Annotated in this window: 15 protein-coding genes; 4 read left to right on the forward strand and 11 right to left on the reverse strand. The window is 70.6% G+C overall.

From position 1 onward, the window contains the following. Positions 1-138: 138 nt before the first annotated feature. Positions 139-2,010: a phospholipase C gene (locus ABH928_RS10375; protein ID WP_370064530.1), complete on the forward strand. Its 1,872-nt coding sequence runs from the start codon at positions 139-141 to the stop codon at positions 2,008-2,010. A 196-nt stretch (positions 2,011-2,206) separates the two neighbouring features. Further along, positions 2,207-3,028, forward strand: a complete 822-nt coding sequence (locus ABH928_RS10380; protein WP_370064532.1) for a hypothetical protein — start codon at positions 2,207-2,209, stop codon at positions 3,026-3,028. Positions 3,029-3,215: 187 nt separating this feature from the next. On the opposite strand, the gene ABH928_RS10385 is transcribed toward ABH928_RS10380, so the two are convergent. The 5 genes from ABH928_RS10385 to ABH928_RS10405 all read right to left on the reverse strand — a co-directional run bounded on the left by ABH928_RS10385 (position 3,216) and on the right by ABH928_RS10405 (position 12,311). Beyond that, the gene (locus tag ABH928_RS10385) at positions 3,216-4,679 is read right to left on the reverse strand and encodes a glutamate synthase subunit beta (RefSeq protein WP_370064534.1); all 1,464 of its coding nucleotides are present in this window, start codon (positions 4,677-4,679) and stop codon (positions 3,216-3,218) included. After that, the gene (gene gltB, locus ABH928_RS10390) at positions 4,672-9,219 is read right to left on the reverse strand and encodes a glutamate synthase large subunit (RefSeq protein WP_370065002.1); all 4,548 of its coding nucleotides are present in this window, start codon (positions 9,217-9,219) and stop codon (positions 4,672-4,674) included. The genes ABH928_RS10385 and gltB overlap by 8 nt, the downstream gene beginning before the upstream one ends. 482 nt (positions 9,220-9,701) lie before the next feature. After that, positions 9,702-10,424, reverse strand: a complete 723-nt coding sequence (locus ABH928_RS10395) for a VIT1/CCC1 transporter family protein (protein WP_370064536.1) — start codon at positions 10,422-10,424, stop codon at positions 9,702-9,704. Positions 10,425-10,533: 109 nt separating this feature from the next. Then, positions 10,534-11,229 (reverse strand): ABC transporter ATP-binding protein, encoded by a 696-nt coding sequence (locus ABH928_RS10400; RefSeq protein ID WP_370064538.1) that lies wholly within the window; start codon positions 11,227-11,229, stop codon positions 10,534-10,536. Positions 11,230-11,237: 8 nt separating this feature from the next. Next, the gene (locus ABH928_RS10405; protein ID WP_370064540.1) at positions 11,238-12,311 is read right to left on the reverse strand and encodes an ABC transporter permease; all 1,074 of its coding nucleotides are present in this window, start codon (positions 12,309-12,311) and stop codon (positions 11,238-11,240) included. Positions 12,312-12,481: 170 nt separating this feature from the next. Here ABH928_RS10405 and ABH928_RS10410 point away from each other — a divergent pair, with 170 nt between their 5' ends. Both ABH928_RS10410 and ABH928_RS10415 read left to right on the forward strand, forming a co-directional pair. Continuing rightward, positions 12,482-13,723, forward strand: coding sequence for a sensor histidine kinase (locus ABH928_RS10410; RefSeq protein WP_370064542.1), 1,242 nt, complete (start codon positions 12,482-12,484; stop codon positions 13,721-13,723). 55 nt (positions 13,724-13,778) lie between these two features. After that, complete coding sequence (locus ABH928_RS10415; RefSeq protein WP_370064544.1) at positions 13,779-14,423, forward strand: response regulator; 645 nt, start codon at positions 13,779-13,781, stop codon at positions 14,421-14,423. A gap of 47 nt (positions 14,424-14,470) precedes the next feature. Here the strand turns inward: ABH928_RS10415 and ABH928_RS10420 are convergent, their stop codons facing one another. The 6 genes from ABH928_RS10420 to trpM form a co-directional block, all read right to left on the reverse strand. Then, a complete protein-coding gene (locus tag ABH928_RS10420; protein WP_370064547.1) occupies positions 14,471-15,340 on the reverse strand; it encodes a DsbA family protein in 870 nt (289 codons plus the stop codon). A 60-nt stretch (positions 15,341-15,400) separates the two neighbouring features. Then, positions 15,401-15,916, reverse strand: a complete 516-nt coding sequence (locus ABH928_RS10425; protein WP_370064549.1) for a MauE/DoxX family redox-associated membrane protein — start codon at positions 15,914-15,916, stop codon at positions 15,401-15,403. 75 nt (positions 15,917-15,991) lie between these two features. Continuing rightward, the gene (locus ABH928_RS10430) at positions 15,992-16,861 is read right to left on the reverse strand and encodes a DsbA family protein (RefSeq protein ID WP_370064551.1); all 870 of its coding nucleotides are present in this window, start codon (positions 16,859-16,861) and stop codon (positions 15,992-15,994) included. Between the two features lie 257 nt (positions 16,862-17,118). Beyond that, on the reverse strand, positions 17,119-17,928 hold the full coding sequence (gene trpA / locus ABH928_RS10435; protein ID WP_370064553.1) for a tryptophan synthase subunit alpha: 810 nt from the start codon (positions 17,926-17,928) through the stop codon (positions 17,119-17,121). Then, positions 17,925-19,187, reverse strand: a complete 1,263-nt coding sequence (trpB, locus tag ABH928_RS10440) for a tryptophan synthase subunit beta (RefSeq protein ID WP_370064555.1) — start codon at positions 19,185-19,187, stop codon at positions 17,925-17,927. The genes trpA and trpB overlap by 4 nt, the downstream gene beginning before the upstream one ends. 43 nt (positions 19,188-19,230) lie before the next feature. Continuing rightward, positions 19,231-19,458 (reverse strand): tryptophan biosynthesis modulator TrpM, encoded by a 228-nt coding sequence (gene trpM / locus ABH928_RS10445; protein ID WP_370064557.1) that lies wholly within the window; start codon positions 19,456-19,458, stop codon positions 19,231-19,233. Positions 19,459-19,464 lie beyond the last annotated feature (6 nt).

Below are 19,464 nucleotides of genomic sequence, written 5' to 3' on the forward strand. Positions count from 1 at the left end.
CTGATCTACGCGCGCAGAGGCTAGGCTTTTCCTGCCGTTTACGAGGCCGTCATCTCCGCGCTCCGAGCCCGTCCTTCGCAGCGCGAATGATGCGGTCCGCAGCTTGACGATTGTTCAGGCCCTTTGGAGGGGAACGGGATGAGCGGTACGGCAGAGAGCACGAGCACGCGGCGCCGAGGCAGGCGCTGGGCCGCGCTGGTGGGGGCCGCGGCGCTGACCGTCGCCGCCGGGACCGCTCCTGCCTGGGCGGCTGCGGACCACGGCCACGGCGGCCAGGGCGGCGCGAGCCACGGCACGGTGCACACCACCACGCCGATCAAGCACCTGGTGGTGATCTTCGGAGAGAACGTCTCCTTCGACCACTACTTCGGCACCTACCCCAAGGCCGCGAACACGGACGGCACGCCGTTCACCGCCGCGCCGCACACCCCCAAGGCGAACACGCTGGTCACCTCGGGTCTGCTGAACAGCAACCCGAACCTCTACGCGCCGCAGCGCCTCAGCGGCAAGCAGGCGCTGACCTGCGACCAGAACCACAACTACACGCCGGAGCAGTACGCCGAAGACGGCGGCAAGATGGACAAGTTCGTCCAGTACACCTCCAAGGACACGTGCTCCGGCGGCCTCTACGGCGCGCCCGGCCTGGCCATGGACTACTACGACGGCAACACCGTCACGGCGATGTGGAACTACGCGCAGCACTACACGCTGAACGACAACTCGTTCGACGACGAGTACGGCCCGTCCTCGGTCGGCGCGCTGAACCTGATCTCGGGTCAGACCCACGGCGTCGTCTCGGTCACCGGCAACGGCAGCACCACCGACCCGACGCAGACGGCGACTCCGGACCCGTACACGGTCCACTCGCCCAACGCTCAGGGCGTCGGCACCGTCATCGGAGACCCGGACCCGGCGTACGACGACTGCGCCAACAACAACCACACCTCGAACTCCCCGCTGGCGGAGATGCAGGGCGGCAACGTCGGCGACCTGCTCAACTCCAAGCACGTGACCTGGGGTTGGTTCCAGGGTGGCTTCGCCCCGACCACGCCGTACAACGGGACCAGCGGCTACGCGGTCTGCGGCGCGACCCACACCAACGTGGGCGGCGCGACGGTGGCGGACTACAGCGCGCACCACGACCCGTTCGAGTACTACAAGTCGACCTCGAACCCGCACCACCTGGCTCCGGCCAGCGAGGCCGAGGTCGGCAACAACGGCCAGGCCAACCACCAGTACGACCTGAGCTACTTCGACGAGGCGCTGAAGGCGGGCAACCTGCCGGCCGTCAGCTTCCTCAAGGCCGGTGAGTACCAGGACGGGCACGCGGGCTACTCCGACCCGATCGACGAGCAGAACTTCCTGGTCAAGGAGATCAACGCGCTGCAGTCCTCGCCGGACTGGTCCTCGACCGCGGTGGTCCTCGCCTACGACGACTCCGACGGCTGGTACGACCACGTGTACCACGCGCCCACCAACGGCTCGACGGACACCACTGCGGCCTCGTCGACCACGACCACCGACACGGCGGCCTGCCAGGCCGGTCCGGCGGCAAAGAAGGGCTACCAGGACCGCTGCGGTGTGGGCCCGCGCCAGCCGCTGATGGTGATCTCGCCCTACGCGCGCACCAACCACGTCAGCCACACCTTCACCGACCAGTCCTCGATCACCAAGTTCATCGAGGACAACTGGAAGCTCGGCCGGATCGGCGACGGGTCCTTCGACGCCTCGGCGGGCTCGCTGAACTCCGCGTTCAACTTCGACTGCCCGAACAACGTGCGGGTGCTGCTCAACAGCAGCGGCTCGGTGGCCTCGGTGACGCCGATCCGCCACGGCGACGACAGCGACACCCCGATGGCGATCAACGCCTCCCCGACGGCGGCCAGCAGCTCGTCGGACAACGGCGCGACGATGCTGTCGATCAGCCTGGGCGCGGCGGCCGTCGTGGCCCTCGGCACCGGCACGGCGGTCTCCCGCCGCTCGCGCCGCAAGGCGCTGGGCCGCGCGTAAGCGCTGATGCGCTGATGTGCTGATGTGCTGACAACGCCTGAGGGTCGGATCCGCTGCGGCGGGTCCGGCCCTCGGGCTTTCCGTGCGGGAACCGGGGCCCGACGCGGCGCGTCCCACCGGCATGCGTCCCTCCCGGGCCCTCGCCCTAGCCGCCGTCCTGCTGTCCGCCGCTGCGGGCTGCGCGACGACCACAACCGTGCAGACTTCCTCGACGGCCGCGCCCAGGCAGGGCGCACCGACGGATCCGAACCCGTTCACCGTGCGCGCCGACACGTTGGCTTCCGCCTGGGACGGTTCACCGCTCCAGCAGACGTGGCAGAACGGCTACGTCCCCCAGGGCGACGGCGTCCGCGTCCCGTCCGACGCGTTCCACTCCCAGGCGGACAAGGCGGCCTTCGCGACAGGCAGGGTCCGCTTCGCGGTGCGACCGCCCATCGGTCCGGCGCAGCAGACCGTCCGCTTCGACCGGGGCACGACCCGAACGCTCCCTGGCCTGCAACCGGCGGACGCGCTGGGCGTCGCAGGTGGCGGCGGGCCGTGTCCCGCGTCGAGCTGCACGACCACGCTCACCGTGACCGCCGTCCGCGCGACCACGCTGCGCCTGCCCACGAGCCAGGGCATGGCGACCGTTCCGGCCTGGGCCTTGCGCATCGCCGGCTACCAGGGCGAGTTCACTGTGCCGGCGGTGCGGCCGGAGCCGGTGCCGAGCACGTCCAATCCGCCCCGGCTCAACGGCTACGAGGGAGCCGGCCTGATCAGGGTCTCCCCCGACGGCCGCACGCTCACCCTCGGCGTGGGCGCCGGCTGCGGCAAGCAGCCGCTGCCGAAGGGGCTGGTCTACGAGACCAAGGACGTCGTGGTGGTCGGCGCGACCGACGACCCGGCGCCGATTCCTCCCGGCACCGTCTGCGCCGCGAGCGCGACCGAACTCCCTGTCCCGGTGCACCTCAGCGATCCGCTGGACGGCCGCACGGTGCTCGACGTGGCCGACGGGATGCCCGAACTGCCCGTTCGCTGATCCCGGCCGACCCCGGCTGACCCCGGCTGAGCCCCGGGAACGAACAACGGCACCAGCCCCCCGAACTGGTCGGGGACAGGGGGCTGGTGCCGCCCAGCGCAATCAGCACTGTGTTCGCCGCGTGCGATCCGGCGCCGTTGCAGGCCACGCTGGCTGACCCGGCAGACGTCGTTGCGTCAGTGCGTCATTACACGGTCAACGGACGGTCCGTCGGGCGGATCGGGGCGGGCAGCGTGGAGGCGCTGCCCGAGAGGTAGGCATCGACCGCCTTGGCCGCGGAGCGGCCCTCGGCGATGGCCCAGACGATGAGCGACTGACCGCGGCCGGCGTCACCGGCGACGAACACGCCATCGACGTTGGTGGCGAAACGGTCGTCGCGGGCGACGTTACCACGCGCGTCCAGGTCGACGCCGAGCTGCTCCACCAGGCCGTTCTTCTGGTCCGTGCCGGTGAAGCCCATGGCCAGGGTGACCAGCTGCGCCGGGATGCTCCGCTCGCTGCCGGGGACCGGCTCGAACCGGCCCTCGCTGAACACGACCTCGACCAGGTGCAGCGCCTGGACGTTGCCGTCCTCATCGCCGCTGAAGTGGGTGGTGTTGACGGAGTAGATCCGTTCGCCGCCCTCCTGGTGCGCGGAGGTGACCTTGAAGACCATCGGCATGGTCGGCCACGGCTGCCCGGCCGGGCGGTCGTCGCCCGGACGCGGCATGATCTCCAGCTGGGTCACCGAGGCCGCGCCCTGGCGGTGCGCGGTGCCGACGCAGTCCGCGCCGGTGTCGCCGCCACCGATGACGACCACGTGCTTGCCCGCGGCGCTGATCGGCGAGTCGACGTAGTCGCCCTCCTGCACCTTGTTGGCCAGCGGCAGGAACTCCATGGCCTGGTAGATGCCGCGCAGTTCGCGACCGGGCACGTTCAGGTCGCGTGCCGTGGTGGCACCGGCCGCGACGACCACCGCGTCGAAGCGCTCGCGCAGCTGGCGTCCGGTGATGTCGACGCCCACCTCGACACCGGTGCGGAACCGGGTTCCCTCCGCGCGCATCTGCTCGACACGGCGGTTGACGTGGCGCTTCTCCATCTTGAACTCGGGAATGCCGTAGCGCAGCAGGCCGCCGATCCGGTCGGCGCGCTCGTACACCACCACGGTGTGCCCGGCCCGGGTGAGCTGCTGGGCGGTGGCCAGACCGGCCGGGCCCGAGCCGACGACCGCGACCGTCTTGCCGGAGAGCCGGTCCGGGACCTGCGGCGTGACGCCGCCGCGGTCCCAGGCCTTGTCGATGATGGTGACCTCGACGTTCTTGATGGTCACCGGGTCCTGGTTGATGCCGAGGACGCAGGCCGACTCGCACGGGGCCGGGCAGAGGCGACCGGTGAACTCCGGGAAGTTGTTGGTCGCGTGCAGGCGCTCGATGGCGCCGTTCCAGTCGTCCCGCCAGGCCAGGTCGTTCCACTCGGGGATCAGGTTCCCGAGCGGGCAGCCGTTGTGGCAGAACGGGATGCCGCAGTCCATGCAGCGTCCGGCCTGCTTGCTGATGATGGGCAGCAGCGAGCGCTCGACGTAGACCTCGTTCCAGTCCCGGACGCGCTCGGCGACCGGGCGGCTCTCGGCCAGCTGCTTGGGCGTGGTGAGGAAGCCCTTCGGGTCAGCCATTAGCCGCCTCCATCATCTTGCGGGTGGTCTCGGACTCGGAGAGTCCGTCTCGCTCGGCGGCGTCCTTGGCGGCGAGCACGGCCTTGTAGTCGGTGGGCATGATCTTGGAGAAGCGGGAGACGCCGCTGCCCCAGTCGGCGAGGAGCTCGGCCGCCACCGTGGAGCCGGTCTCCTCGTAGTGCTGCTGCACCGTCTCGCGCAGCCACTCGCGATCGGCCGCGTCGGGGGCCTCGATGCCCACCATGCCGCCGTTGACGTTGGCGGGGCGCAGGTCCATCACGTAGCCGATGCCGCCGGACATGCCGGCCGCCAGGTTGCGTCCGGTCTCGCCGAGGACGACCACGCGACCGCCGGTCATGTACTCCAGAGCGTGGTCGCCCACGCCCTCGACGACCAGCGTGGCGCCGGAGTTGCGGACCGCGAACCGCTCACCGGCCTTGCCGCGCAGGTGGATCCGGCCCGAGGTGGCGCCGTAGCCGATGGTGTTGCCCGCGATGACGTGGTTCTGCGCGTCGGCGCCGATCGCGGAGGCGTCCTTGGCCGGACGGACCACGACCACGCCGCCGGAGAGACCCTTGCCGACGTAGTCGTTGGCGTCGCCCTCCAGCCGCAGCGTGACGCCGCGCGGCACGAACGCGCCGAAGGACTGGCCGGCCGAGCCGCTGAGGGTGACGTCGATGGTGCCCTCGGGCAGACCCTCGCCGCGGTAACGCTTCGTCACCTCGTGGCCGAGCATGGTGCCGACGGTGCGGTTGACGTTGCGGACCGGCAGCTCGATCTTCACGGACTCGCCGTGTTCCAGCGCCTCCCGGGCCAGCTCGATCAGCTGGTTGTCCAGCGCCTTGTCCAGCCCGTGGTCCTGCACGGTGGTGGCGTGCAGCGCCGAGCCGGTGTCCGGGACGTGGAGCAGCGGGGCGATGTCCAGACCACTGGCCTTCCAGTGGTCGACCGCGTCGGTGGCGTCGATGAACTCGGCGTGGCCGACGGCCTCCTCGATGGAGCGGAAGCCCAGCTCGGCCAGGATCTCGCGGACCTCCTCGGCGATGAACTCGAAGAAGTTCACCACGAACTCCGGCTTGCCGCTGAAGCGTTCGCGCAGCACCGGGTTCTGCGTGGCGACGCCGACCGGGCAGGTGTCCAGGTGGCAGACGCGCATCATGATGCAGCCGGAGACCACCAGCGGGGCGGTGGCGAAGCCGAACTCCTCCGCGCCGAGCAGCGCGGCGATGACCACGTCGCGGCCGGTCTTGAGCTGACCGTCCGTCTGCACCACGATCCGGTCGCGCAGGCCGTTGAGCAGCAGCGTCTGCTGCGTCTCGGCCAGGCCGAGCTCCCAGGGGCCACCGGCGTGCTTGAGCGAGGTCAGCGGCGAGGCGCCGGTGCCGCCGTCGTGGCCGGAGACCAGCACGACATCGGCGTGGGCCTTGCTGACGCCCGCCGCGACCGTGCCGACGCCGACCTCGGAGACCAGCTTCACGTGGATGCGGGCCGCCGGGTTGGCGTTCTTGAGGTCGTGGATCAGCTGAGCCAGGTCCTCGATGGAGTAGATGTCGTGGTGCGGCGGCGGGGAGATCAGACCGACACCGGGGGTGCTGTGCCGGGTCTGGGCCACCCACGGGTAGACCTTGTGGCCGGGCAGCTGGCCGCCCTCACCGGGCTTGGCGCCCTGGGCCATCTTGATCTGGATGTCGTCCGCGTTGACCAGGTACTCGCTGGTGACGCCGAAGCGGCCGGAGGCGACCTGCTTGATCGCGGAGCGGCGCGCCGGGTCGTAGAGGCGGTCCGGGTCCTCGCCGCCCTCACCGGTGTTGGACTTGCCGCCCAGCTGGTTCATGGCGATGGCGAGCGTCTCGTGCGCCTCCAGGGAGATGGAGCCGTAGGACATCGCGCCGGTGGAGAACCGCTTGACGATGTCGGCGACGGACTCGACCTGCTCGATCGGGATCGGGGCACGGCCCTCGCCCGGCTCGAACTCGCTCGCGTCCTTGAACTTGAAGAGGCCGCGCAGCGTCATCAGCCGCTCGGACTGCTCGTTCACGCGCGAGGTGTACTGCTTGAAGATGTCGTACCGCTTGGTGCGGGTGGCGTGCTGCAGCCGGAAGACCGTGTCCGGGTCGAACAGGTGCGGCTCACCCTCGCGACGCCACTGGTACTCGCCGCCGATCTCCAGACGGCGGTGCGCGGCGGCGATGCCGGAGGCCGGGTAGGCCTGGGCGTGGCGGGCGGCGTTCTCCTTGGCGATCTCGTCCAGGCCGATGCCGCCGAGCTTGGTGGTGGTGCCCGTGAAGTAGGCGTCCACCAGGTCCTGGCCGAGGCCGATGGCCTCGAAGACCTGCGCGCCGCGGTAGGAGGCGACGGTGGAGATGCCCATCTTGGACATCACCTTGAGCACGCCCTTGCCCAGCGCCTTGATCAGGTTGCCGATCGCCTTCTCCGGCTCGATGCCGTCGATGAAGGTGCCCTGGGCGACCAGGTCCTCGACCGACTCCATGGCCAGGTAGGGGTTGACCGCGCCGGCGCCGTAGCCGATCAGCAGCGCCACGTGGTGCACCTCGCGCACGTCGCCGGCCTCGACGATCAGGCCGACGTGGGTGCGCTGCTTGGTGCGGATCAGGTGGTGGTGCACGGCCGCGGTGAGCAGCAGCGACGGGATCGGCGCGTGCTCGGCGTCGGAGTGGCGGTCCGAGAGCACGATCAGGCGCGCACCGTCGGCGATCGCCGCGTCGGCCTCGGCCGCTATCTCCGCCAGCCGGTCAGCCAGCGCCTCGCCGCCGCCGGAGACCCGGTAGAGGCCGGAGAGCGTGACGGCCTTGAGGCCGGGCAGGTCGCCGTCCGCGTTGATGTGGATCAGCTTGGCCAGCTCGTCGTTGTCGATGACCGGGAACGGCACCACGACGGAGCGGCAGGAGGCGGCCTCGGCCTGGAGCAGGTTGCCCTCGGGCCCCAGGTTGGAGCCGAGCGAGGTGACCAGCTCCTCGCGGATCGCGTCCAGCGGCGGGTTGGTGACCTGCGCGAACAGCTGCGAGAAGTAGTCGAAGAGCAGCCGCGGCTTGGAGCTGAGCGCGGCGATGGGCGAGTCGGTGCCCATCGATCCCAGCGCCTCACCGGCGGTCCGCGCCATCGGCGCGAGGATGACCCGCAGCTCCTCCTCGGTGTAGCCGAAGGTCTGCTGACGACGCGTCACCGACGCGTGGGTGTGCACGACGTGCTCGCGCTCGGGCAGCGCGTCCAGCTTGATCGAGCCCGCGTGCAGCCACTCCGCGTACGGGTGCTCGGCGGCCAGCTTGGACTTGATCTCCTCGTCGTCGACGATCCGACCCTCGGCCGTGTCGACCAGGAACATCTTGCCCGGCTGCAGCCGGCCCTTGCGGACCACCTGGTCCTGCGGGATGTCCAGCACGCCGACCTCGGAGGCCAGCACGACCAGGCCGTCGGTGGTGACCCAGTACCGCGCCGGACGCAGGCCGTTGCGGTCGAGCACGGCGCCCACCTGGGTGCCGTCGGAGAAGGTGACGCAGGCCGGGCCGTCCCAGGGCTCGATCAGGTTCGAGTGGAACTGGTAGAAGGCGCGGCGGGCCGGGTCCATGGTGGCGTGGTTCTGCCACGCCTCCGGGATCATCATCAGCACCGCGTGCGGCAGGGAGCGTCCGCCCAGGTGGAGCAGCTCCAGCACCTCGTCGAACGAGGCGGTGTCGGAGTGGCCCGGGGTGCAGATCGGGAAGATCCGGTCCAGACCCTGCCCGTTCGCGTTGGCCGGGATCAGGTCCGTGGCGAGCTGCGACTCGCGGGCGATCATCCAGTTGCGGTTGCCGTTGACGGTGTTGATCTCACCGTTGTGGGCGACGAACCGGTACGGGTGCGCCAGCGGCCAGCTCGGGAACGTGTTGGTGGAGAAGCGGCTGTGCACCAGGCAGAGCGCGGAGGCGTAGCTGCGGTCCGAGAGGTCCGGGAAGAACGGCTCCAGCTGCCCGGTGGTCAGCATGCCCTTGTAGACCAGGGTGCGCGCGGAGAGGGAGGGGAAGTAGACCCCTGCCTCGCGCTCGGCGCGCTTGCGCACCACAAATGCCACCCGGTCCAGCTCCAGGCCCGCCTTGGCGCCTTCGGCGTCGGCGACGAAGAGCTGGCGGAAGCGCGGCATGACCGAACGGGCGGTGGCGCCCAGCAGGTCCGGGCTGACCGGGACGTCACGCCAGCCGAGGACGGTCAGGCCCTCTTCGGACGCGATCGTCTCGATGGCCGAGACAGCCGCCGCGTCGGCGGCGTCGTCGTCCGGCAGGAACGAGATACCCACGGCGTAGCGGCCCTGGGCGGGCAGCTCGAACCCGAGCTCGGCGGACTTCTCGCGGAGGAACGCGTCCGGGATCTGGGTCAGGATGCCGGCGCCGTCGCCGGAGTCCGGTTCGGCGCCGGTGGCGCCGCGGTGTTCCAGATTGCGCAGGACGGTCAACGCCTGCTCGATGATGCGGTGCTCGGCGACTCCGCTCAGTGAGGCGACGAACCCGACGCCACAGGCGTCGTGCTCATTGCTCGGGTCGTACAGGCCCTGCTTGGCGGGGCGCGCATCCGCCAAGGCCGCGTAGGGGCGGGGGGCGGGGCGCGAAGACGCAGGCAGCATCGGCTCTCCCGTCGTCGGAATTCGGCATGGAGTCAATTCACATGCGCATCCGGGACGACGCTGGCCCTTAGCGTGTGCGGGTGGTGCAGGTTACATCTTGCCGGAGATTCCACTCAGTGGATTTTCAAGTCCACGATGTGGACTTACCGGCGGATCCAGGCCATGGGTGCGGCCTTTGGAAGAAGGAGGTTCCCGTCACGTCGCACACCCAGGGTCACGGGGTATTCGGACGTCCTCGCAAGTGTGCCCGATCGCTGGGCTCGCGAAACAGACCCTTCACGTGTTTGTCGCGTGTGAGTAAAACCACGCAGGGTGAGATCCGCAGAGCGGCAAGTTGCAAAACGTCTGGGGCGCGGGGCCCCGCTGGGCGCGGCTCTGCTGAGATGCGCTCCGCCGCGTGGGCGGCACTAGCCGATGTGTCCGCCGATGAGCTGTCCCAGCAGGAACGTCACTCCCGCCGCCGCGCCCCCGAGCGCCAACTGGCGGAACCCGCCGAACCACCACGTCCGCGCCGTGACCTTGCTGACCACCGCGCCGCAGAGGAACAGCCCGGCGATCGACAGGACCACCGCGGGCAGCAGCGACGTCGCGCCCAGCAGGTAGGGCAGCAGCGGCAGCAGCGCACCCAGCGCGAAGGAGATGAAGGACGAGACCGCCGCGAGCAGCGGCGACGGGAGGTCGTCGGGGTCGATGCCCAGCTCCTCGCGGGCGTGGACGTCGAGCGCGCGCTCGGGATCAGCGCTCAGCTGCTGGGCGACCTCGAAGGCAAGGTGCGGTTCGACGCCGCGGTCGACGTACAGCTGGGCCAGCTCGGCCAGCTCCTCCTGCGGGTTGCGCAGCAGCTCCAGGCGCTCGATCTCGAGCTCGGCCTGCACCAGCTCGCGCTGCGAGGCAACGGAGGTGTACTCGCCGGCCGCCATCGAGAACGCACCGGCGGCGAGGCCGGCCAGGCCGGTCAGCACCACCACGTTGTTGCTCGCGTGGCCGCCGACCACGCCGGACATGAGCGCGAAGTTCGACACCAGGCCGTCCATCGCACCGAACACCGCCGGGCGCAGCCAGCCACCGTTCACGTCGCGGTGGTCGTGCTTGTAGGCCTCTGCGGTCTCGGCTATGTCCTGGGCGCTCATGGGCATCATCGTGGTCACGTCGATGAAAGTAACGTGCTCGCGCGCTCATTTCCAGCAAGGCAGGACTGCCTAACCACGCCTCTGACCTGGGAAGTTAGGCCTTCCTTGCCTAAGCGCGCGGCACCCTTGCCGTCAGCTCGGCAAGCCGGCCGTCGGCCATCTCCAGAACCCGGTCGGCTGCGGCGAGTTGTGCCTTGTCGTGGGTGACCATCACCGTCGCCGTGCCGTGCTCGCGGGTGATCCGGGCCAACAGGGCGACGATCTGCTCGCCGCGCTCGTGGTCCAGCGCGGACGTCGGCTCGTCGACCAGCAGCACCGACGGCTCCGCGAAGAGCGCCCGCGCGATGTTGACGCGCTGGCGCTCGCCGCCGGAGAGCTGGTGCGGGCGGCGGTGCTGCTTGCCGTCGGTGAGGCCGACCGAGGCCAACAGCTCCTCGGCACGCGCCGCGACCGCCCGCGGCCTCCCGCCGCGCAGGTGGGCCACGGCCTGCAACTGCTCGACGGCGGTGAGCGAGGCGATCAGGTTGGACTGCTGGAAGACGATGCCGATCCGGTCCCGGCGCAGCGCGGTGCGCTGTCGTCCGTCCATCGCGGACGCGTCCTGCCCCGCGATCAGAACGCGTCCGCTGTCCGGCGTCAGCAGCGTCGCGCCGACGGCGAGCAGGCTGGACTTGCCGGAACCGGACGGGCCGACGACGGCGGCGAACTCCCCCGCGCCCACCTCAAGCGAGACGCGGTCCAACGCGGTGAGGCGACGGTCGCCGTCGGGGTAGGTGAGGACGATGTCGGACAGGACGAGACTCATCGGTCGGCTCATCGGTTGGCTCCCAGCGCGGTCAGCGGGTCGACGGAGGTGATGCGGCGCACGGCGAGGGCCGCACCGGCGAGGCCCAGCACGACCATGACGACGACGGGCACCGCGACCGTCGCCGCGCTGAGGGTGAACGGCATCCCGGTGCCGCCCAGCAGTGCTCCGCCGCCGAAGCCGATCACCGCTCCGGTGAGCGCGCCGCCCAGCAGCATCGCCAGCGCCTGTGCCAGGGCGTCGCGGACCAGGTAGGCGCTGGACGCGCCGACGGCCTTCAGTACCGCGATGTCGGCCCGGCGCTGCACCGTCCAGACGGTGAAGAACGCGCCGACCACCAGCGCGCTGACCGCGAAGAGGAACCCCTGGATCAGTTGCAGGCTGCCCTGCTCGGCGGAGAAGCCGTCGATGCCGGAGAGCGCGGCGCCGCGCGTCACCATGTCGGTGTTCTGCGCCTTGTCCAGCGCGGCGGTGTCGGCGGTGCCCGGGTCGACGGCGAGCGCGTTGGGCTGCTGCGCACCGGTCACCTGCTGCCAGGTGGCCTGGGGTGTCCAGACACTGGGGGCGTGGCCGTAGGAGCGGTCGTCGGTGATGCCGGAGACGGTGAGCGTCCGCCCACCCACGCCGACCTGGTCGCCGACCTTGATCCCGTCCGCCGACGCGACCTTCCGGCTCACCGCGACCTGTCCCGCCTCCGGGGCCACGCCCGAGGCCAGCGGCGGCGTCAGTCCCGCGGGCGCGCCGAGCACGCTCACCGCGGTCGCGCCGAAGCCGCCGGTCAGCCGGGACATGGCCACCCCGAGCGGCTGCACCGAGCCGATGCCGGGCGCCGACTCCCAGGCCCGCTGCTGGGCGGCACTGATGCCGCTGTTGCTGAACGACACCTCCGGCGTCGCGCCGCCGGGTGCGCCGAAGACGAGGTCGGTGGCGGGCAGTTGCGCGATCGCCGAGGAGGCGTCGGAGGCGAGGCCGCCGGTGAGTCCGTAGAGGAAGACCACCAGCGTGGTGATGAGCGTGACGACCGCGCCCATCAGGGCGAAGCGCCCCTTGGCGAAGCGGATGTCACGCAGGGCGACGAACACGGTGTGGACTCCTCGATGGTGCCGACTCGGCTTCCGGGTGTGGGCTTATGTACTCCACGCTCGCGTTTTCGACGCCGCTTTCCATCAGGGAGACGGTCGGTCCCGAATCAACCGAATGGTTGATGCCGGGGCCCGTCGTCCTGTCGGTGGTGGGACGTAGGGTCGACGGCATGAGCAGCACCGACGCGCGTCCCGCGCACCCCGACCAGCACGATCCGGCGCGGATGCCCGCGCTCCGGGTCATGCGGGTGGCGCTGCACGCGATGTTCTACGCGCTGCTCGTGGTCGGCTGTGTGGGCGGCGGGGTCGCCGCTTGGTCGTGGGGGGTCGCGCTCGGCGTCGCCTACGCGGTGGGCGGCCGGTTCGCGCGGCAGGGCGGCGGTGGCCCGGACGCGTCGCGGACGCCGATGCTGGTCTGGCTCGGCACGATCACCGTGCTCTGGGTCGCGCTGGCCGCGGTCTCGCCGTCGGCGGGGTACGTCGCCTTTCCGCTCTACTTCCTCTATCTGCACCTGCTGCCGCCCCGGTTGTCGCTGCCCGCCGTGCTGCTGGTGACGGGCGTGGTCATCGCCGCCCAGTCCGGCACGTCGGGCGGACTGACGGCGGCCAAGGTGATAGGCCCCTGCGCGGGCGCGGCCGTCGCGGTGCTGACCGCCTACGGCTACGCCGGGCTGTACAAGGAGAGCCGCAGACGCCAGGCGCTGATCGACGATCTCGTCCGCACCCGTGACGAGTTGGCCGCGACCCAACGTGAGGCCGGGCGGCTGGCCGAACGGCAGCGGCTGGCCCGCGAGATCCACGACACCCTGGCCCAGGGCCTCTCCAGCATCGTGCTGCTGGCGCGCTCGGCGGAGTCCGCGCTGCCGTCCGCGGCGGCCGACGGCCCCGCGGGCGAGCGGGTCCGCGAGATCGGCGCGACGGCGAGCGCCAACCTGGCCGAGGCACGCCGCTTTGTGGCCGCGCTGACCCCGCCGCCGCTTCAGGACGCGACGCTGGCGGAGGCGCTGCGCCGGGTCACCGCCGGGTTCGGCCCGACGCCCGAGGTCGCGTTCCATCTGGACGGCGAGCCGTATCCGCTGCCGGTCGAAGCCGAGGTCGCCCTGCTGCGGATGACCCAGGAGGCGTTGGCCAACGTCCGCCGCCACGCCCGTGCCCACCGTGCCGCGGTCACCCTGGCCTACCTGGACGACCAGGTCACCCTCGACGTCTTCGACGACGGCATCGGTTTCGCCGCCTCGGCCGTGCCTGACGCGACCGACGTGCGTCCGCGCTTCGGCCTGCACGGGATGCGGGAGCGGATCGCGGACTTGGGCGGCAGCCTCACCATCGAGTCCAGCCCGGGCGAGGGCACCGCCGTCGCCGTCGCGCTCCCGCTCACCGCGCTCGACGCTCCCCCGATACCGGCCCGCTGAGCCACGCGCTGCCCCCGACGTCCCGTTGCCGCCCCTGCCCTACCGGAGCCCTTTTGTGATCACCGTCCTGCTCGTCGACGACCACCCGGTCGTCCGCCGCGGCCTGCGGTCCATGCTGGACGAGTTGCCTGAGCTGGAGCCGGTGGGTGAGGCGGCCGACGGAGCCGAGGCACTGCGACTGCTGGAGCGGTTCGAGGCCGAGGGCAGTCCGCGCCCGGACGTGGTGCTGATGGACCTTCAGATGGGGTCCGGCATGCACGGCGTGGAGGCCACCCGCCGGATCACGTCCCTGCCGGACCCGCCGGCCGTGCTGATCCTCACCACCTACAGCACCGACGCCGACATCCTCTCCGCCGTCGAGGCCGGGGCCACCGGTTACCTGCTCAAGGACGCCCCGCCGGAGGAGCTCGCCGCAGCGCTGCGGGCGGCAGCCAAGGGGGACACGGTGCTGGCCCCGCCCGTCGCGGCGCGGCTGCTCGGCCGGGTCCGGTCCAAACGGCCGACGCTGTCACCGCGCGAGACGGAGATCCTGGAGCTGCTGGCCGAGGGGCTGGCCAACCGTCAGATCTCCAAGCGGCTCTTCATCAGCGAGGCCACCGTGAAGACGCACCTGGTCCACATCTACGACAAACTCGGCGTGGACAGCCGCACCGCCGCGATCGCCGCCGGAATGCAGTCGGGGCTGATCCGGCCCAGGTAGGTGAATCGGACCTGTGCCGGATCAGCCCCGCGTTGACTGATGCTTCGTCAGGAACCGCTCGGGCTCGGGGCGGCCGGGTTGTTGTGGGCGGTCGGCGAGGCCAGGGCCTGGGCGCTGGCGGCCGGGAGCGTGCCCAGCGGCTTGCCCTTGTTCGCCGCGTCCACCCAGGTGGTGAAGGCGGCGGGCGAGATCTGCTGGTTCTTGTAGCTCGGGTAGGCCGGGGTGCCGTTCAGCAACACGGTCGGCGTCGAGGTGTAGCCGGACTTGTTGAAGTCGGTCTCCACGGCGGTGACCCAACTGCCGTAGGCGTTGCCGTTGACGCAGGACTCGAAGCTGGGCGAGTCGAGCCCGGGGACCTGTTTGGCCAGACTGATCAGGATGGTCTTGTCGGCCCAGGCGTCGTTGGTCTCGTCCGGCTGGTTGGCGTAGAGGACGTCGTGGTAGTCGTGGAACTTGCCGGCGTTCTGCGCGCAGCCCAGCGCGTTGGCCGCGTTCTTCGACCCGGAGCCGTTGTCGTGGGTGTCGATGAACGACACCACGTGGTACTGGACCTGGATCTTGCCCTCGGCCAGCAGCTTGTTCATGGTCTGCTTCATGCCGGTCTCGAACTGCTCGCAGGCCGGGCAGCGCGGGTCCTCGTAGACGGTGACCGTCGAGGGCGCGTCGGTCGCGCCGACCGGGACCACCAGCCTGGTGTTCCCGATCGTGCCGCCGGGTGCCTGACTCGAGGCGTTGTAGCTGCTGGAGCGGCCGTTCTGGATCACGATCCCGATCGCGACCAGGACCACGATGACGGCCAGCACGGCGCCGATGATGCCGTACTGACGCTTCTTCCGGGCCTTGGCCTCCTGTTTGGCGCGTTCTTCCAGCATCTTGGCGCGGGCGCTGCGCTTGCTCTCGTCGTTCTTCTGACTCATCAGTTCGTCTGTCATCTGTCTGCTCGGTTCTGCGTCGTGCGCGGGGACGGGGCTGCCTGCTCAGCCGGCCAGCCAGGCGTCGAGGGAGAGGCGGCTCTTGGGACGCCAGACCAACCAGGCCACCAGCAGCAGGAATCCGCAGTCGCGGAGAATCTCCTGCCAGTACTCGGTCTGCGAGGCCGCTACCGCGCCGCCCCCGCCGAAGCACCCGCAGTCGATCGCGATCCCACGCGCCCAGACGGACGCGATGGAGGCGATGTAGACCAGCAACAGGACCCCGGAGATGACCGCGACGATCCGGGTGCCCAGTCCGACCACCAGCAGCAACGCCAGGGCCAGCTCCAGGAACGGCATGCCGTAACCGATCGGGTTGACCAGGGACTCCGGCAGGATCCGGTAGACCCGGACCGCCTGTGCCGCGGCCTCCGGATCGGAGATCTTGGCCAGTCCGGCCCAGGCCCAGACCACTGCCAACCCGAGTCGTACGACCGTGCTGATCCATGGCATCGCCCCGGCCCACCGCCCGTCCGGACCGGCGGTCCGGCCCGGCGTGTGGGCCGGCTGCTCTGTGATCACCGGTGCTCGCCTCCCTCTGACGCCCTCTTGGGCAATACGGACTAATCCTGCCGGATCAGGCGCAACCGGCTCGGATCATTGCTCGTGATTCGCTGCATTCTCGACAAATCGCTGCAGCGCGCCCGGATCGTTCAACAGCTCCGGGTGCGCCCACAGGTCGACCTCGGTACCGTCGAGCAGCATCGACGGAGTGCCGTGGTGCACACCTGACGTGTCGTAGAGGTGCTGTGCGGCGTCGACCCAGGGCTTCCAGTAGAGCGTGCGAACCTCGGCGTCGAACGCCGCACTGCGCAGCCCCGGCACCTGCGAGGCGATGTCGAGCAGCCGCACAGGGGTGAACCCGTCCACCTCCTCGGCGGGTTGGTTGACATAGAGCAGCGCGTGGAACAGCGGAAACCCGCCGTGGGCGAGCGCGGCGCGGGCGGCGTCCGCGGCGAGGACCGCACCGGGACCGGGCAGGCGTTCGTCGAGTGACGACTCGATCACGTAGTGGACAAGCAGCTGGTGATGCGCCATCAGCATCCGCAGCGTCGGCCCCTGGAGGTTCTCGAACGGGCCCGTGTTGTCGCAGCGGTAGTCCTCGAAGAGGGTGAGCTGGACGGGCGCGTCGGCGTAGCCGACGTCGATGCTGGTGCCGTCGTCGTCGAGGCGCGCCGGGAGCCCGAGCGCGACCGTACGGTCCGCGATGTCGCGAACGGCCTGGCCCGGCTGCGGCTTTGCCACCGGCTTTGCTACCGGCCTTGCCACCGGCTGGGGCTTGGGCTTCGCCGACGGCCTGCCGTGATGTGCGGTCGCATGGTGGTGGTGTCCGTGAGTGCCGCGATGGTGGGCGCGGGCCTGGGCGAGTGCGGAGTCGAGGTCTGCCTCGGCGACGAGCGCCGCGACCAGCACGACCGCTGCGACGGCGGCGCGGACCACCCTGGCGCGTTGAGGACTTGCTGCCACAGCGGAGCCTCCTTCTGACCAGACGGATCATGCTGATCACGTTTCTGATCACGTTCCTGATCTCATGTGACTGCTTCTGCACGTCACGTGCCGGATCATGAACGAGAATGAAGGCCACCCCGGGGCACGCCACGCGCCGTATCACCGGAACGAGTGAGGGCGCGGCAGCCCGTCACCGAGCTGCCGCGCCCTCCGCACGTCGATCCTGCGATCGTCCCGCACCGGGCCTACCGCTTGCCGACCTACCGCTTGCGGACCTACCGCTTGCGGACCCCCTGGGCCAGCTCCGCGGCGAGCTCGCGGACGGCCGCGTAGCCCACGTCCTCCGACGGAGCGTCAAGCATGCGCTGTACGAAGGCCGACCCGACGATCACGCCGTCCGCGAAGGCGGCCACCTCGGCCGCCTGCTCGGCGTTGGAGACGCCCAGGCCGACGCAGACCGGCAGGTCCGTCGTCCGGCGGGTGCGCTCGACCAGGTCCTCGGCCATCGCCCCGACCTGGGTACGGGTCCCGGTGACGCCCATGACCGCCGCCGCGTAGACGAAGCCGGTGCCCTTGGCCGTGATCAGCGCCAGGCGCTGATCCTGGCTGGACGGCGCGACGACGAAGACCGTCGCCAGCCCGTGCTCGGCCGCCGCCGCGAGCCACTCCTCCGCCTCCTCGACCGGCAGGTCCGGCAGGATGCAGCCGACCCCGCCCACCGCCGCCAGGTCGGCGGCGAAGCGGGCCTGACCGTAGCGGTCCACCGGGTTCCAGTAGGTCATCACCAGGATCGGCACGGTCGGGTTGGCCGTGGTGACCTCGCGGACCGTGGCCAGCACGTCCTTGATCCGGATGCCGTTGCGCAGCGCGATGTCGTCAGCGGTCTGGATGGTCGCGCCGTCCAGGACCGGGTCGCTGTGCGGCAGACCGATCTCGACCACGTCCGCGCCGCCGTCGATCAGCGCCTGCACGGCCTTGGCCGCGCCCGGGATGGTCGGGAAGCCGGCCGGGAGGTAGCCGATCAGCGCGGCCCGGTTCTCCTCCTTGGCGTTCGCCAGGGTGGTGGTCAGCAGGGCGTTCGTCACTTGGCACCGCCGGAGGTCGCGTCGGAGGTCGAGTCGGAGATCGACTCCAGGGTCGAGTCGTCGAGCAGGCCGAAGTACTGCGCAGCGGTGTGCATGTCCTTGTCGCCACGACCGGACAGGTTGACCAGGATCACCGCGTCCGGGCCCAACTCGCGGCCCAACTCCAGCGCCCCGGCGAGGGCGTGGGAGCTCTCGATGGCCGGGATGATGCCCTCGGTGCGCGAGAGCAGCCGCAGCGCGTTCATCGCGTCCGCGTCGGTGCACGGCCGGTACTCGGCACGGCCGGAGTCCTTGAGGAAGGCGTGCTCCGGGCCGACGCCGGGGTAGTCCAGACCGGCGGAGATCGAGTGGGACTCGATGGTCTGGCCGTCCTCGTCCTGCAGCACGTAGGTGCGCGAGCCGTGCAGCACGCCCGGGTCGCCCTTGGTCAGGGTGGCCGCGTGCTTGGGCGTCTCCACCCCCTCACCGGCCGCCTCGATGCCGATCAGCCGGACCCCGGCGTCGGGAATGAAGTCGTAGAACGCGCCCATCGCGTTGGACCCGCCGCCCACGCAGGCGACGACGGCGTCGGGCAGCCGCCCGGTCCGGTCCAGCACCTGCGCGCGCGCCTCCTGGCCGATGACCCGGTGGAAGTCACGGACCATCATCGGGAACGGGTGCGGCCCGGCGACCGTGCCGAAGAGGTAGTGGGTGTTGTCGACGTTGGCGACCCAGTCGCGGAAGGCCTCGTTGATCGCGTCCTTGAGCGTCCGGCTGCCGGACTTCACCGGCACGACCTCGGCGCCGAGCATCCGCATCCGGGCGACGTTCAGCGCCTGGCGCTGGGTGTCGACCTCGCCCATGTAGATGGTGCAGTCCATGCCGAAGAGCGCGGCGGCGGTGGCGGTGGCCACGCCGTGCTGACCGGCGCCGGTCTCGGCGATCAGGCGGGTCTTGCCCATCCGCCTGGTCAGCAGGGCCTGACCGAGGACGTTGTTGATCTTGTGCGAGCCGGTGTGGTTCAGGTCCTCGCGCTTGAGCAGGATGCGCGCGCCCCCGGCCTCCGCGGAGAAGCGGTGGACGTCGGTCAGCGGGCTCGGACGGCCGGTGTAGTCCTTGAGCAGGGTCGACAGCTCGGCGGCGAAGGCGGGATCGGCCTTGGCCTTCTCGTACTCGTCGGCCACCTGCTCCACGGCGGCGACGAGCGCCTCCGGGATGAAGCGTCCGCCGTACGCGCCGAAGTAGCCGCGCGCGTCGGGGACGGATGTCACGTCGGACATGGGTGTTCCCTTGTGAAGGTATGCGTGAAGATGAAGACGGGGGTCAACTGGGACGGCTGGCGTGGCGCGTGCGCTGCCATCGCCGCCCCGGAACCTGACCGGGCTCCGCACCGATCACATACCGAACCCGTCGCCCCAACACGCGCCTTGCCGGCGCACGACACCCACGCGGCTTGCAGCCGCGCTGCAGGCCGGCATAGCCGGGCTGATGGGGGGAACGGGAGGTCACGGGACGATCATATCTGTTCGCTCCCGCAGGCAGTTGCAACACCTCAGG

The sequence above is a fragment of the Streptacidiphilus sp. MAP5-3 genome, from assembly GCF_041262505.1.
Lineage (GTDB): Bacteria > Actinomycetota > Actinomycetes > Streptomycetales > Streptomycetaceae > Streptacidiphilus.